The 15014-nt window shown below is 61.2% G+C and carries 17 protein-coding genes; 11 read left to right on the top strand and 6 right to left on the bottom strand.

The features are described from left to right. Positions 1 to 27: 27 nt before the first annotated feature. Positions 28 to 579 (bottom strand): RNA polymerase sigma factor, encoded by a 552-nt coding sequence (locus ACO77H_RS04140; protein WP_169954833.1) that lies wholly within the window; start codon positions 577 to 579, stop codon positions 28 to 30. Between the two features lie 261 nt (positions 580 to 840). On the opposite strand from ACO77H_RS04140, the gene sctW reads away from it, so the two are divergent. The 11 genes from sctW to sctU are packed head-to-tail and all read left to right on the top strand — an operon-like array spanning position 841 to position 10995. After that, entirely contained in the window at positions 841 to 1932 is a 1092-nt protein-coding gene (sctW, locus tag ACO77H_RS04145; protein WP_169954834.1) for a type III secretion system gatekeeper subunit SctW, read from the top strand. Then, positions 1929 to 4025 carry a type III secretion system export apparatus subunit SctV gene (sctV, locus tag ACO77H_RS04150; protein ID WP_170058594.1) on the top strand — a complete coding sequence of 699 codons (2097 nt, stop codon included), beginning with the start codon at positions 1929 to 1931 and terminating at the stop codon, positions 4023 to 4025. Before sctW ends, sctV begins: the two co-directional genes overlap by 4 nt. 9 nt (positions 4026 to 4034) lie before the next feature. Beyond that, a complete protein-coding gene (locus ACO77H_RS04155) occupies positions 4035 to 4940 on the top strand; it encodes an FHA domain-containing protein (RefSeq protein WP_170043046.1) in 906 nt (301 codons plus the stop codon). After that, positions 4937 to 6295 carry a FliI/YscN family ATPase gene (locus ACO77H_RS04160; RefSeq protein WP_169954837.1) on the top strand — a complete coding sequence of 453 codons (1359 nt, stop codon included), beginning with the start codon at positions 4937 to 4939 and terminating at the stop codon, positions 6293 to 6295. Before ACO77H_RS04155 ends, ACO77H_RS04160 begins: the two co-directional genes overlap by 4 nt. Next, positions 6282 to 6707 carry a type III secretion system stalk subunit SctO gene (sctO, locus tag ACO77H_RS04165; RefSeq protein WP_169954838.1) on the top strand — a complete coding sequence of 142 codons (426 nt, stop codon included), beginning with the start codon at positions 6282 to 6284 and terminating at the stop codon, positions 6705 to 6707. The genes ACO77H_RS04160 and sctO overlap by 14 nt, the downstream gene beginning before the upstream one ends. Continuing rightward, positions 6704 to 7162 carry a type III secretion system HrpP C-terminal domain-containing protein gene (locus tag ACO77H_RS04170; RefSeq protein WP_432755040.1) on the top strand — a complete coding sequence of 153 codons (459 nt, stop codon included), beginning with the start codon at positions 6704 to 6706 and terminating at the stop codon, positions 7160 to 7162. Before sctO ends, ACO77H_RS04170 begins: the two co-directional genes overlap by 4 nt. Beyond that, positions 7159 to 8181 (top strand): FliM/FliN family flagellar motor switch protein, encoded by a 1023-nt coding sequence (locus ACO77H_RS04175; protein WP_169954840.1) that lies wholly within the window; start codon positions 7159 to 7161, stop codon positions 8179 to 8181. Before ACO77H_RS04170 ends, ACO77H_RS04175 begins: the two co-directional genes overlap by 4 nt. After that, a complete protein-coding gene (sctR, locus tag ACO77H_RS04180) occupies positions 8178 to 8831 on the top strand; it encodes a type III secretion system export apparatus subunit SctR (protein WP_169954841.1) in 654 nt (217 codons plus the stop codon). Before ACO77H_RS04175 ends, sctR begins: the two co-directional genes overlap by 4 nt. A 7-nt stretch (positions 8832 to 8838) precedes the next feature. Further along, positions 8839 to 9102, top strand: coding sequence for a type III secretion system export apparatus subunit SctS (gene sctS, locus ACO77H_RS04185; RefSeq protein ID WP_169954842.1), 264 nt, complete (start codon positions 8839 to 8841; stop codon positions 9100 to 9102). 10 nt (positions 9103 to 9112) lie between these two features. Continuing rightward, entirely contained in the window at positions 9113 to 9901 is a 789-nt protein-coding gene (gene sctT / locus ACO77H_RS04190) for a type III secretion system export apparatus subunit SctT (protein WP_432755041.1), read from the top strand. Then, on the top strand, positions 9898 to 10995 hold the full coding sequence (gene sctU, locus ACO77H_RS04195) for a type III secretion system export apparatus subunit SctU (protein ID WP_169954844.1): 1098 nt from the start codon (positions 9898 to 9900) through the stop codon (positions 10993 to 10995). Before sctT ends, sctU begins: the two co-directional genes overlap by 4 nt. Here sctU and ACO77H_RS04200 read toward each other — a convergent pair. The 5 genes from ACO77H_RS04200 to sctL form a co-directional block, all read right to left on the bottom strand. Continuing rightward, complete coding sequence (locus ACO77H_RS04200; RefSeq protein ID WP_432755042.1) at positions 10992 to 11354, bottom strand: transcriptional regulator; 363 nt, start codon at positions 11352 to 11354, stop codon at positions 10992 to 10994. The two genes, sctU and ACO77H_RS04200, sit on opposite strands and share 4 nt — an antisense overlap. A gap of 5 nt (positions 11355 to 11359) precedes the next feature. Continuing rightward, a complete protein-coding gene (gene hrpT, locus ACO77H_RS04205) occupies positions 11360 to 11563 on the bottom strand; it encodes an HrpT family type III secretion system protein (protein WP_169954846.1) in 204 nt (67 codons plus the stop codon). After that, on the bottom strand, positions 11560 to 13701 hold the full coding sequence (gene sctC / locus ACO77H_RS04210) for a type III secretion system outer membrane ring subunit SctC (RefSeq protein WP_169954847.1): 2142 nt from the start codon (positions 13699 to 13701) through the stop codon (positions 11560 to 11562). The genes hrpT and sctC overlap by 4 nt, the downstream gene beginning before the upstream one ends. Before the next feature lie 408 nt (positions 13702 to 14109). After that, complete coding sequence (locus ACO77H_RS04215) at positions 14110 to 14328, bottom strand: hypothetical protein (protein ID WP_169954848.1); 219 nt, start codon at positions 14326 to 14328, stop codon at positions 14110 to 14112. 94 nt (positions 14329 to 14422) lie between these two features. Next, positions 14423 to 15013, bottom strand: a complete 591-nt coding sequence (sctL, locus tag ACO77H_RS04220; protein WP_169954849.1) for a type III secretion system stator protein SctL — start codon at positions 15011 to 15013, stop codon at positions 14423 to 14425. Between the last annotated feature and the right edge of the window lies 1 nt (position 15014).

The following is a 15014-nucleotide window of genomic DNA, read 5'->3' on the forward strand; positions in this document are numbered from 1 at the left end:
GGGCCCTATCCATGGGCATTCCCTCTCCTATTGGAATGGATGAGATTTTGTCGCACGTTTGAGCTGTTCCCGTGCCCGGGACAGGCGGGAACGGACGGTACCAATCGGGATCGCCAGGGCATCGGCGGTGTCCTGGTAGCTACCGTCGGTTTCCAGTGAGGCATACAAGGTGTTGCGCATTTCCAGGGGCAGGTTCTGGATTGCGCTGAGGGTGTTTTCCAGCCGGCGGTTGATCTCGAATTGGCGCGCCAGGTCCTGCTCTTCGTTATGTCCATGGGACAGCGACTCGTCGAACTCGCAATGCACCGGCTTGGCATAGAGGCGGCGGAAGTGATTGCGGATCAGATTCAGCGCGATCCCGCACATCCACGTGCTTAATGATGCCTGCGCGCTGAAGTGATGGCGGTTACGCCAGGCCTCCAGGTACGTCAGTTGCAGGATGTCGTCCGCATCCTCCGGGTTCAAAACGCGTTTATGAATGAACCGGCGCAGGCGTTTGTGGTGGTCGTCGGACAGATCTTGGATGGATTGGCCAGGGTCACGGGGAAGATTAACTAAAACACTGATAGGGATATCCATGATTTTTCCTCAGGGTATAAGCAGTCGAAATGGCTTCGACGAGAACCCTGTTAGCACCGCTTGTGCCAATCGGAAATTGTCTGTATCTAATTGATATATATAGCGAAATATCTTGTTTTAGGTGTTTTTCATGCAAGAGCTTGCGCAAGCCGCCGTGGGTTTGTGCGGGTATTTTCATTGCTGATGCAAAGCGGATGAGGATGGAACCGTATGGGCTGTCCCAGCCACACAAGGATACGAATCTCTTGTGCTGGCACTCCCATGAAAGTCGATCCCAATCTTGAAGTGCAAACCCCCGCGCCCCTGAATCAACCGGCCCCGGCACGGATTGAGGGTGGGCTGCCGGTTCCGATAAACGCTCCGGTTGCTGACGATCTGAGTGTGCTGTTCACCCAGGAGGTCGAATTCAATGGCCGGGCGCTGGGCCAGCGCCAACTGGGCCTGCGGGCCCCAGCGGCCGAGCAGTTGACGCAGCTCTATGATCAACTGGGGCACCCGGCGCAGACGACAATGGCGACCGTTGCCCGTAACGTCAGGGTGCAACTGCTGGTCGGCGCCAAGGTCGGCAAGTTGATGGATATCACGGGCAACGACCCGGCGCGCGCGTATGTGGTGCTCAAGCACGTGGCGCTGCAGGCGGACGCCGAGGGGCGTACCGCCGAGGCGAGCCTGGCGCGCAGTTCGCTGGTTGACCTTGAGGCCCACTACAAACCACAGATCCAGGCGGGCCTGAACACCGCACTGGCATTGCAGGCCGGCAGTGATGACCCGCAGCTGCGCCAGGCGGTGCGCAGCCTGTATTACACCAGCGTGGTCACGACCCAATCGCTGGCGACCATTATGCAGTCGCTGCTGGGGCTGTTCGGGGGCGGGGACTTTGAGTCCGGGCTCAAGCTGATCCGCCGCGCCCTGGCCGACGATATTGCCGCGCAGACCTCTTCGGTAGACCGGGGCCAGTTGCGCACCCTGTTGCTGGGCTTGAATGACTGCAGCCGCCTGAGTGGTGTGCTCGCCCGCTGCAAGGATCTGATCGGCAAGTTCCTTCTGTTGTACCCCGAACTGCCCCTGGACGCGGTGGGCCTGTTGCAGCGCTTGCTGGGGTATGCGGCCAGCGGTCTTGCGCCCCACGAAATCAAGCACCTGGCCCGGGACCTGGGGGGCGATCAGTGGGCTCACCAATTACAGTCGCTGAGCACCTTTTTCCCGGAGCTCAAGGCCTTGCCGCTGGCCTGGTGGTGTGATGCAAGACGGCGCGAGGAGGCACTGAACAGCTACAAGCAGGTCCTGCTGGAGTACGCCACCCAGGAGCGAGGCACGCGGCATACCCACACGTGGCCGGAATTGAAGGCATGAGTGCTTTGCGGGCCATCAACGGCGTGCTGTTGAAGGTTGCACAACGCGCCGAGGTGCTGGGCGCGGTGGTGGTCATGGCCATTGTGTTTATCTTTATCGTGCCGCTGCCCACCTGGCTGGTGGATATCCTGATCGCCCTCAATATCTGTATTTCTTGCCTGTTGATCGTGCTGGCGCTGTACCTGCCGGGGCCGCTGGCGTTTTCATCGTTCCCGTCGATCCTGCTGCTGACCACGATGTTTCGCCTGGCGCTGTCGATTGCCACCACGCGCCTGATCCTGCTGGAGCAGGACGCCGGCGACATTGTCGAGGCGTTCGGCAACTTTGTGGTGGGCGGCAACCTCGCGGTGGGCCTGGTGATCTTCATGATCCTGACCCTGGTTAACTTCCTGGTGATCACCAAGGGTTCGGAGCGGGTTGCGGAAGTGGCGGCGCGTTTCAGCCTGGACGCGATGCCCGGCAAGCAAATGTCCATCGACAGCGACCTGCGCGCCGGCCTGATCGACGGCAACCAGGCCCGGGACAAACGTGAGCAACTGTCACGCGAAAGCCAGTTGTTCGGGGCCATGGACGGGGCCATGAAGTTCGTCAAGGGCGACGCCATCGCGGGGCTGATCATTGTCGTGATCAACTTGCTGGGCGGTTTCGCCACCGGCATGTTCCAGCATGGCATGAGTGCCGGCGAATCCATGGCTTTGTACTCGGTACTGACCATCGGTGACGGCCTGATCGCGCAGATTCCGGCCCTGCTGATCTCGCTGACCGCCGGCATGATCATCACCCGTGTAGCGCCTTCCGGGCGCAATAAAGGCAGCAACAACATGGGCGCCGAGATTGCCCGGCAAATGACCAGCGAGCCCAAGAGTTGGATGATTGCCTCGGTGGGCATGCTCGCCTTCGCCACGCTGCCGGGGATGCCCACGGTGGTGTTCATCCTGATTTCGTTGATGACCGGCAGCCTCGGCTATTTCCTGATGCGCCGCCGCCAGCGTGAGGAACAGTCGCAGGAACCGGCCACCGATACCGTCCCCCCAGAGCAGAACGGGGTGGAGGATCTGCGCGGCTTTGACCCGTCGCGGCCGTACCTGTTGCAGTTTCCGCTGGCCTTGCAGGAGAGCCCGCTGGTATCGGATGTGATCCACGGGGTGCGCCAGAGCCGCAATAGCCTGGTGACCCAGATTGGCTTGACCCTACCGCCGTTTGAAGTCGAGTTCGCCCCGGCATTGGCCGACGATGAGTTTCGTTTCTGCGTGCATGAAGTGCCGATATTGAAGGCCACGCTGGGACATTGGGTGGGTGTGGAAATGGCGGCATTTGCGGGCGAGCCCGCAAGTGGCAGCAGGGGCCTGGCGGAGCGCGACGAACAGGATTGGATGTGGTTTGCCCCTGATGACCCGCTGCTGGCGGACGAGCATCTGGCGCGCTCGACGGCCTACAGCCTGCTCCAGGAGCGCATGACGCGAGCGATGCTGCTCAGCGGCCCGCAGTTCCTCGGCATCCAGGAGAGCAAGGCGATTCTCAGTTGGCTGGAGTTCAACCAGCCGGAATTGGTGCAGGAACTGCAGCGGATCATGCCGTTGTCGCGTTTTTCGTCGGTGTTGCAGCGCCTGGCCGGCGAGGGCGTACCGCTACGGGCGGTGCGCCTGATTGTCGAGGCGTTGATCGAGCACGGCCAGCATGAACGTGAGCCGGATGCCCTGGCCGACTATGCGCGTATTGCCCTCAAGTCGCAGATCCTGCACCAGTACAGCGAAACCGATGGCCTGCATGCCTGGCTGTTGTCACCGCACACCGAAAACGTGTTGCGCGACGCCCTGCGCCAGACCCAGACCGGGGTGTTCTTTTCTTTGGATAACGAAAGCAGTGCGGCGCTGGTCAGCTTGCTCAAGCAGGCCTTCTCCGTGCGCCCCAAGAGCAAAAGCGTGCTGCTGGTTGCGCAGGATCTGCGCAGCCCCTTGCGCACCTTGTTGCTGGAGGAGTTCAACCATGTGCCGGTGCTGTCGTTTGCCGAGTTGAGTGCATCGTCCAAGGTCAAGGTGCTGGGGCGTTTTGATCTGGCCCAGGAGAATCTGTTTCGAGAGGAAGTGGCATGAGGCCTGGCGATGTTTGAGCTACGAGTGCTGGATGGTTCGCGCCAGGGGGCGGCGTTGCCGCTGTTTGGCGGGCAATGGAGTATTGGTGCCCATCCGGAGGCTGACCTTTCGCTATATGACGAGGGGATTGCCGAGCGCCATGTGGTGCTGCGCTATATCGAGCAGTGCTGGTCGGTACAGGCCCAGGAGGGACTGGTGCGCGCCAATGACGGTCGGCTCCTGGCACAGATTGCCGACCTGGCACTGGATGTGCCGTTTTCGATTGGCAATATTCGACTGTGTGTGACCCTGGCTGATCAGCCGTGGCCGCAAGCTCCGGCTGCCGCGCCTGTTCCGTCACCCGCCAGGTCGGTCAAGGAGGCGGCTGCGGGGCTGACGTTGTCGTCGATCTCCGGGTCGCAGCAAAAGCGGTTGATCAGCCTGGCGGTGGTGGTCGCGGCCATCATCATGGCGGTGGGGCTGGCCACAACGGGAGAGCACGAGGCCCAGGCATCGTTGATGCCGGTACAGAACCAGAAAAGCGCGCTGGACTCACCCTACGAAGTCCGTCAGCAACTGCTGAAAATGCTCGTCGAGCGGGAGTTGAGCCAGCGCGTCAGCCTACAGGTGGTGAATGGCCAGGTGGCGCTCGACGGTGATGTTTCCCAGGAGGATGTGGGGGTGGTATCACGCATGCTCAGTCGTTTTGGCGAGCAGTTCGAGACGCCTGTACCGGTGATCAGCCGGGTCAAGGAGCGCAGCTCGGTGTTCCCGTTCAAGATTCTGCAGATCGTCGGCGGGCCCAATGGCCATGTGGTCCTGGATGAAGGCAGCCGCCTGTTTGTCGGGGATGAAGTAGATGGCTTGCGCCTGGTGCTGATCGACAACAGCAAAGTGGTGTTCGACGGCGTACAGCGCTATGAGGTGCGCTGGTGAGTGCCGAATTGCAGGCACGCCTGGCCGCCTGGCAGCAGGACCGATCACAGGCACTGGCCAATTTCGCACCGGTCTCGGTGCGTGGGCGGATCCAGCGGGTCAATGGCATGTTGCTGCAATGCCGCTTGCCTCATGCGCGTATCGGCGATTTGTGCCAGGTGGAAAAGGCCACGGGCGACTACATGCTGGCCGAGATCATTGGCTTCGATCAGCAGGATGCGGTGCTCAGCGCCTTGGGCAATCTTGAAGGCGTGCGGGTGGGCGCCAGTGTCGAGCAGTTGGGCGTCTCACATCGGGTGCGTGTCAGTGATCAGCTGTTGGGCCAGGTACTGGACGGCTTTGGGCGCCCGATCACGGGGCAGGGCGCCAGTGCATTTGTCGAGGCGCAGGCCGAAGACACCAGCCTGGTGTTGTGCGAGGCGCCGTTGCCCACCGAGCGGCCGCGGATTCATCGGGCGTTGTCCACCGGGGTCCGTTCGATCGATGGCCTGCTGACCTTGGGCGAAGGCCAGCGCGTCGGCCTGTTTGCGGGCGCCGGTTGTGGCAAGACCACCTTGCTCGCGGAGATCGCGCGCAACGTTGACTGTGATGTGATTGTGTTTGGCCTGATTGGCGAGCGTGGCCGCGAGCTGCGCGAGTTCCTCGATCACGAACTCGATGACCAGTTGCGGGCCAAGGCGGTGTTGGTGTGTGCGACGTCCGACCGCTCGAGCATGGAGCGCGCCCGGGCCGCCTTCACCGCCACTGCATTGGCCGAAGGTTATCGACGCAAGGGCAAGCGGGTGCTGTTGCTGATCGACTCCCTGACCCGTTTTGCCCGGGCCCAACGTGAAATCGGCCTGGCTGCCGGTGAGCCGCTGGGGCGTGGCGGCCTGCCGCCGTCGGTGTACAGCTTGCTGCCGCGCCTGGTGGAGCGTGCCGGGCTGACCCGCGAGGGGGTGATCACGGCGATCTATACCGTGCTGATCGAGCAGGACTCCATGAGCGATCCGGTGGCCGATGAGGTGCGCTCGTTGCTCGATGGCCATATCGTCCTGTCGCGCAAATTGGCCGAGCGCGGCCACTATCCGGCGGTGGATGTGCTGGCCAGCCTGTCACGGATTTTGAGCAACGTCGCCGAGCCCGTGCATATCCAGGCCGGGACGGCACTGCGCCGCTTGTTGTCGGCGTACCAGCAGATCGAGTTGATGCTCAAGCTGGGGGAGTACCAGCCCGGCAACGATGCCCTGACTGACCTGGCCGTGGACAGTCGCCAGGCGGTGGATGGCTTCCTGCGCCAGGACTTGCGCGAACCGGCATCGATGTCGATGACCCTCGATCAATTGATGAGCCTGACGACCCATGTCCCTTTCTGAAATCGACACGTTGCGGCGCCTGCGCAGGCATCGGGCCGACCGTGCCGAGCGGGCGCTACGTGAAGCCAAGCGGCACCAGCAAGCCTTGCTGGCGCAAATCCAGCAGGCGCAAGACGCACTTGAGCAAACCCGCCTGGAGGAAATCCAGAAGTCCGCGCAGTTGTTGAATCAGCATCAAGGGCAGGTGCTCTCACTGCAGCAACTCAAGGCCTGGAGTACCCAGGAGCGCTCATTGGCTGCCGGAACCCAGCGCGAAGAAGGGCAGCTGCAGGCACTACAGGGCCGGCGCGAGGAACAGGTGGTTCACGTCGCCACTGCGCAAAAGCAGGTCACCCAATGCCTGCGCGAGGTTGAGAAGCTCCAGGAGTTGTCCGTTTTATTGACCCAGGAAGAGGTACAGGAAGAGCTATGACGCAAGTTCCAGCAAGCAAGCCTGAACGACCGCGCCCCCGTGAGCCACGCGCGGAACAGGAGCCTGCGCTGTCGGGTGTGGTGCATTGGGAGCAAGGACTGTTGTTTGCCCAACTGCTGGGCGGTGATGCGGAGGGTGCAGGTTACGGGACCTCGGCATCGGCAGCCGGAGTGTCAGCCGATGCCTTGATGATCGAGGCGATGACGGCGCAATTGACTCCCCGGATTCACGGGAGCGCGCAATGGCCTCTGCAGGCGGTGCTTTACCTGCCGCGCCTGGGGCGGATCAACGCCAGCGTGCGCCGTGAACAGGGGGGCTGGAACATCGAGCTGGCGGCAGAGCAGGAACTTGCCGCGCGCTGGCTGACCGGCGTGCGGCAGGGCTGCCAGGAGCGGCTGGCCGAGGTGCTGGGCCAGCTCGTCGATTTGCATCTGGTCAATGTGGGCGCGGCATGATCATGCCTGCTTTAGCGCTGCCGCAGGTCAAGAGCGCCACGGTTGCGGCACGCCTGCGACTGGGGCGAGGCCTGCGCATGCCGTTCCAGGTGACAGGCCAGCACGGAGAGCTGCTGCTCGAGCCTGGGCGTGCGCCCAGGAGTGCTGCCGCGCTGTACTTCGAAAGTGCCTGTGGGCTATTGGCCTTCAGCGAGCCAGGGCCAATGTTCAGCCTGCTGGGGGAGTGCCCGGTGACGCTGGCAGAGGCCGGCAATGATCCGGATTCCTGGTTCTGGGAGTTATTCCAGCATCACTTGAGCCCTCAAGTGCGAGCGCTGTTCGGTTACCTGCGGCTGCGCACGGCCCCTGGAAAACTGAACTTCGGTTGCCGGCTCACGGTGACGCTGGGGCCCTCCAGGGTGGTGGGGTATCTGTTGCTGGCCCCCGAGAGCTTGCTGGCGCTGTGTGAGACCGGGCGCTGGCAGCCGACAGCCTTGCCATTACCGCCCTCGTTTCAGTTGGCGATTGCCGTGACGCTGGGGCGCTTGCTGCTGCCCGTGACGCAGGTGCGCAGCCTGCGTGCCGGCGACGTGCTGATGCTCGAACAAGCCTTTTTTGATGTGCGGGGCAATGGCCAGGTGCGCGCTGGCAAGCATCGCTTGCGCGGGTGCATTGACGATGAATCCGGGCCTGTGTGCCTGACACTTACATCTATCGAGGAAACGTCCGTGGACGAGGATCTTTCAGCACAACACTACTCGGAGTATGAAGACAATGATCTTGATGAACCGGTGGTGGATGTCTTTGGCCATGAGCCTTTCGACGAGTTGAGCATGGCCCTGAATGTACGCTGTGGCACCCTGAACCTGACCCTTGGCGAGCTGCGCAACCTGGCCCCCGGCGCGGTATTGAGTATCGCCGGCTACGCCCCCGGCATGGCTGGCCTGTACTACGGCGACCGGCCGATTGGCCAGGGCCAGTTGGTCGAAATGGATGGACGCCTGGGCTTGCAGTTGTCCCGTGTGATTTTCGCGCGATGACGCTGCAGGGGGTTGAACCCCTTATCCTGGCGCTGTTCATCGGGGCATTGGCCTTGATGCCGATGCTGTTGATCGTGTGCACGTCCTTTCTGAAAATCATCATTGTGCTGATGATCACCCGTAACGCCATCGGCGTGCAGCAAGTGCCCCCGAGCATGGCGCTCAACGGCATCGCGCTGGCGGCAACGTTGTTCATCATGGCGCCAGTGGGCTATGCGATCGTCCAGAACGTCAAGGACGCCCCGGTAGACCTGAGCAGTGTGCAACGGCTCCAGGAGACGGGGCTGGTGGCCATCGAGCCGCTGCGCCTGTTCATGACCCGCAACACCGACCCCGACATCCTGACCCACCTGGTGGAAAACACCGCCCGCATGTGGCCCCCGGAAATGGCGCAAAACGCCCACCGTGACGATCTCATGTTGCTGATCCCGGCCTATGTGATCTCGCAATTGCAGGCCGGGTTCGAGATCGGCTTCTTGATCTACATCCCGTTCATCGTCATCGACCTGATTGTCTCCAACCTGCTGCTGGCCCTGGGCATGCAGATGGTCTCGCCGATGACCATTTCCCTGCCCCTGAAATTGCTCCTGTTCGTGCTGGTTTCCGGGTGGTCGCGGCTGCTCGACAGCCTGTTCCTTTCTTATCTGTGAGTGATCTATGGAACCGATCGTGCTGTTCAAGCAGGGCATGCTGCTGGTGGTGGTGCTCTCGGCGCCGCCGCTGATCGTCGCGGTGATTGTCGGGGTGATGACGTCCCTGGTGCAGGCCCTGATGCAGGTGCAGGACCAGACCTTGCCCTTTGGGGTCAAGCTGGTTGCCGTCGGCATAACCCTGATATTGACCGGGCGCTGGATCGGCGTGGAGTTGATTCAACTGATCAATATGACCTTCGACATGATTGCCCGCTCGGCACTGAACTGAGGAACAGCCTTTGCTCCTTTATCTGGAATTTTTGCCCAGCCTGCTGATCAGCATGGCCCGCATCTACCCGTGCATGTTCCTGGTGCCGGCGTTTTGTTTCCAGCATGTGCGCGGCATGACCCGGCATACGATTGTGATGGTGCTGGCCTTGTTCCCCACGCCCGGCATCCATGCCGCGTTGATGGGCAAGGATTACTCGGCGCTGCTGCTTGCCGGGCTGGTGCTCAAGGAAGCGGCCCTGGGCCTGTTGCTGGGGGTGTTGCTGTTCATGCCGTTCTGGATGGTCGAGTCGGTCGGCGCGTTGCTCGATAACCAGCGAGGCGCCTTGGCGGGCGGGCAACTCAACCCCTCGCTGGGGCCGGATGCCACGCCGGTCGGGCATCTGTTCAAGCAGTTGGCGATTTTTCTGTTGATCACCACCCTCGGGCTGGGGGCGTTGACGCAGGTGATTTGGGACAGCTATCTGATCTGGCCACCCACGGCCTGGGTGCCACTGCCCGCAGTCAATGGCTTCAGCGTGTTCCTGGGCCTGCTCGGCGATACCTTCGTGCACATGATGCTCTACGCCGCGCCGTTCATCGCGGTGCTGTTGCTGCTGGAATTCGGCTTTGCCCTGCTGGGGCTCTACAGCCCGCAGTTGCAGGTGTCGACCCTGGCCATGCCGGCCAAGAGCCTGGCAGGCCTGGCCTTTTTACTGCTGTACTTTCCCCTGTTGGAAGATTTGATCGCCGGGCGCATGGGCCTTTTGCTCGACCTCAAGCACTCCCTGGGCGTGATGATTGGGAGCGTGGGGTCATGAGTGACTCAGGCGAGAAAAAACACGCGGCGACCCCCAAGAAACTCAAGGACCAACGCAAGAAAGGCCAGGTCGCACAGAGCCAGGACGTGGCCAAGTTATTGGTGCTTACCGCGATCAGCGAGATCGCCCTGTTTACTGCCCAAACCAGCCTGCAGCGCTTCCAGCAGTTGATGGCGCTGCCGTTTTCGCGCATTGGCCAACCGTTTGTTCGCGCCCTGGAAGAAGTGTTGATGGACGGCCTGGTGGTGTTTTTTTCGTTCGGCCTGTTGATGTGTGGGGTAGCGATTGCCGTGAAGCTGATGAGCAGTTGGCTGCAGTTCGGTTTTTTGTTCGCTCCGGAGAGCTTGAAGCCGGACTTCAATCGCCTCAACCCGCTCAATCAGGTCAAGCAGATGTTTTCTGCCCAGTCAGTGATCAACCTGTTGATGGGGCTCGCCAAGGCATTGCTGCTCTCGTTGATTCTGTATGTGGTGATCACCCCGTCCTTGGGGGTGCTGATCAACCTCGCCACCAGCGACCTGCAAAGCTACATCGTGGCGCTGATTACCTTGTTCCGCCATTTGCTGCACGCCTGCCTCGGGCTTCTGCTGGTGCTCGCGCTGGTCGACCTGGCCATGCAGAAGTACTTCTTTGCCAAGCGCATGCGTATGACCCAGGTGGAGGTGGTCAAGGAGTACAAAGACATGGAGGGCGATCCTCACGTCAAGGGCCAGCGCCGCTCCCTGGCCTATCAACTCGCCCAGGAAGAACCCAAGGTCAAGCTGCCCAAGCTTGAAGAGTCCGACATGCTGGTGGTCAACCCGACGCACTATGCCGTGGCGCTGTACTACAGGCCTGGCAAGACGCCGCTGCCCATGTTGGTCGACAAGGGCACGGATGCCCAGGCCCGCAAACTGATTGGCCGGGCCAAGGCTGCTGATGTGCCGGTGATCCAGTGTGTGTGGTTGGCGCGCATGCTGTATGAACGCAAGCTGGGCGCGCCGATCCCGCGGGAGACCTTGCAGGCGGTGGCGTTGATCTATCGCACCTTGCGTGAGTTGGATGATGAGGCCAAGCGCCAGACCCTGGAGCTGCCGGAGTTGGCGCGCCGCTAGGGCGCGCGGTGCACATCCAGGGCCTCGAGCCTGGCCAGGGAGAGCAGGCGGCTGACGATGTCATCGGCCGAATGGCCTTTTGGCGACCATGCATGCCAGATCACCAGGCTGCCCTTGCCATCGAGATAGACAAAGCAGCCATCGAACCCGATCGCGTGGGCAAAGCGCCGCTTCAGCACCTGGTCCAACTGGCCAGGCTGCAACGCCTCAGGCGCAATCTGCAGGGCCAGGCCGGCTTGGCGCCCGGCATTCAGACGGCACAGGCCAATGCCCGGACACAGCGACTGGTAGGCGACATTGCCGCTTGCCAGGTTGTCCAGGAGTACCTGGCGACGCGCACCCTCGTCGGGCAATCCCATGCTTGTCATTGCTCCAGCGAGATCGTCTGGTAATCGGCCCTTTCGCCCGAGGGGCCGGGTTCGACCCGCATCTGCGGCGGCCACCAGACCACCAGCTTGCCGGCGCTCGATTGTGGCCGTGAACAGGAGTCACCTTTGCACGTTGGTGTACAACCGCCCATCAACAGAGCCAGTGCGAAGAGGGTGATGCCGGCGAGTGGTTGTTTCATGGCGCAGTCTTCCGTGTTGGGGTGAGCAGGGACGGGCGGGAGATACCGATGTGTTCATCCTTGACCACCGGGCGCATGGCGATGAACACCTCAGCCTCTTCGCCCGGCTTGAGCCAGGCCCGTGGCCAGACGCTGACGGCCAGGGTCTGGGCGTTGCTGCATTCGTTTTCATCGATGCGCACGTTGCGTTTGAACTGGTTGCGCATCACCACCACCGCCACGTTGAACTGCGGGCCGGCGTACCACTGGCTGCGTTCGGTATTGAGCGCCAGCAACTCGCGAGGGTTGCACAAGGTGTTCAGGCCCAGGGGCATGGGCGCGGCCTTGAACGCATCGGGTACCTGGCCGGTGACGAGGTGGGCGAGGGCGCTGGTGATCTCGCTGCGCTTGATCACCGGTGGGTGCCCGGCATAGCGCCTGGCCAGCGGCTTGAGGGCTGCTTGCAGTTCCACCTGGTCGTCCTGGGGCAGGTAGCGTGACGGGTCGGCCTGGTCGCCGATCACCCGTGGGGTCAGGATAAACAGGCGTTCACGCCGGTTGTTTTTGCGCTGGGTTGAAGAAAACAGCGCCTTGCCCAGCAAGGGAATATCCCCCAGTACCGGCACTTTGTTTTTCTGGTCGGCGCTTTCGGTGACATGGAACCCGCCGACCACCAGCGAGCGTTTTTCCGCCATCACCGCCTGGGTGCTGACCTTGCCCCGGCGCACATCGGGGCCGATGCGCTCAGGGTTGGACTCGTCGAAGTTGCCGTCCTCGATATCCACCGCCAGATAGACCTGGTGGCTGCCGCGCGAGGTGATGACCCGCGGCACCACCTGGAAACTGGTGCCCACGGTGATGGGCAGGATGGTTGCGTTTTCGACACCAGCGGTCAGGTACTGGGTGCGATTGAAGTCAATCACCGCCGGCTGGTTTTCCAGGGTCAACACTGACGGGTTGGACACCATGGTCGCCAGTCCCTTGGCCTCCAGGGCCCGGATGTCGGCGTAGAAACGGTCACGGTTCTCGATCGATATTTGCGCGGAGGTGCCGGGCGCCATGTTCACACCGGCGCGAAAGCGACTGTTCTGAAAGCCCCAGTTGACCCCGAACTCGCGCAGTTGCGTGCGCTCGATATCAAGGATGATGGCGTCTATCTCCACCAGCTTGCGTGCCACATCGAGTTGAGCGATCAGTTCGCGGTACATTGCCTGGCGCTCTGGCAGGTCATAGATCAATACCGCGTTGTTACGCACATCGGCCTCGACACGGATCTTGCCTCGGGCAGGCGGTGCCCGGGATGTGAGCGCCATGCTTGGCCCCGTCTGCCCCAGGGACGCTTGCGAGCCGAGCATCTGGTCCAGCATCGGGTTGCCCAGGCGGGGCAGGATCGGGGTTATGGGCGAAGGCTGCGATGACGAGGTGGGGCGTGGGTTCATTGACGACAGTGCCGAGGCATCGCGAGGCTCCAATAACCCGCGCAACATGCTGGCAACCCCCGGGATGACCAGCTTTTCGCCACGGTAATCAATCGGGCGGTCCGCCGCGTTGGCGAACTTGAGCGGGAACGTCAGCACGCTCTGTTTTTCGTCGGGAGATTTACGCTGGCTGCTGAAGTTCTTGATCTGCTCGATATAGCGCTTGGGGCCTGAGACCAGCACCACGCCATCGTCGGGCAGTTCGCCCCAGCCAAAACGGCTATCGAGCAGGCCAATATCGGTCAATGCCTGCTTCAAGTCAGCCACGGTCTCGGCGGACACCTCCAGGCGCGCGGACTCTTGCTGGTCCAGGGTGCTGATGTACAGCGTGTTGTTGTACATGTACCACTGGAAGCGGTGTTCTACCCCCAGCCTGTCGAGCATCGACTGCGGGGTGTTGGCGCGTATCTTGCCATTGACGTTGCCCTCCAGCAGGCCGTCGATCTGCAATTGCGTGCCAAAGGTCTGGGCGAAATCCTCCAGTACATCACGCACCGGCTTATGTTCGGCTTCATAGGCGTATGCGGTGTTTTTCCATTCGGCGGGGATAGCGGCGAGGGGGCTCTGCAAGGGCGCCAGCAACCAGGGCAGCACCAGCAGGCAGCACCAACGGCGGCTTTTTTGGGGGGATGCAGGCGAGACGGCGCGCAAGCAAGTGCGCTTGTGGTTTTTGTTATACATGGAGCGTTCCCTGATTAGTGCGGCAGCGATCGGAGTGACGTGGGCTGGAACCTTGGGGTTGGTTTTGTGAGGCGCGTAATCATTGCGCGCCAGGTATCGCGCTGGTTGAGCAGGGCTTCGAGACTGTCCAATAGATGCTTTTCGCCGGCGCTGTGCGGTAGACACTGGACGAGCCAGAGCACACCCGTTGCAGGCGCCTGGGCGAGCGCTCCCTGAAAGTGACTCAGGCTTGCATTGCCCAGGCGCATCCAGGTGTAGAGGTGTGATTTGTCAGGCCGGCTTGAGGTCAGTTGGACGCGCAGTAACAGGGTGTCAGAACCGCGGCTGAGGATTATTTCGTCGTCATCCTCAAACAGTATTAGTTCTTCAGTACGGCTGTTCAACCAGTTGCAAAGTAGCTCCTTCAATTTACTGCCCGCTGTCCAGGCCAGACTTGAGCAGCATATGCCTGGCTCTAATATGCTCGGTGTAAACGTATTCGGATTTGCGATTCTTCCTCAGAAGTTCGTAGAACAAAGCCATATCTTCCTCAGATCCAGAGTTGTCTTCCATCAAGTCGCGGACATCGTTTCTAGTGAGCTTCGCATCCTGTACAAGTCGTGCTCTATAACCTTCGTAGTAGTTCATGGCTTCGCTCCTTTTGTGTTTCCTCTCTGTGGTTTGTATTTCGAATTGGTTCCAGATGTAGCCATTTATTTTGGATACATATGCGTGTTTAAAATCAGCTGCCCAAGAACTTGTCGCTTTGTTCCTGGAAACTATCGCGCATGGCGGCCCAGCCGATACAGAAGTCTCCCTCTTCGGTCTGTAGCAGCAGTGTTTGAGGTTTGACCGTATCGTCGGCACGCAACGCCCAGAGCGTATTGTTGTGGCCGGCCAGGAAGTGCCTGGCGGCTTCCAGTTCCTGTGGATGGCATAGCAAAGCCGCCTTGACCAGCGGAACCTGGCTCGCCATCAATTGCTTGATCAGGGCCGCCATGCGTTGTGCAGGGGGCGTTTCTTCGAGCAGCAGATCAATAGCCTGGTTGGCGATAGACGAGGCATAGCGCTCAAGGTTGTCGTACATCGCCTGGCGCTCGACTTCCCAGCGTTTGAACTGCGCATCGGCACGTTGCCAGATCTCAAGGCCGGCCTGTTCCAGGAGCTTTTCACGCTGCTTTTCTGCCAACTTCAGCAATTTCCTGGCCTGGGCCTTGGCGTGTTCCAACACAGTGTTGGCCTGGGCATAACCCGCCAGCGTTTCGCGGGGGATCAGGGTTTCGGGAGTGGCAGCGGCACCTTTGGGCAAGTCGATTTTATGTCGGCAAAACATC

It is taken from the genome of Pseudomonas sp. WMBT8 (assembly GCF_050916005.1).
Lineage (GTDB): Bacteria > Pseudomonadota > Gammaproteobacteria > Pseudomonadales > Pseudomonadaceae > Aquipseudomonas.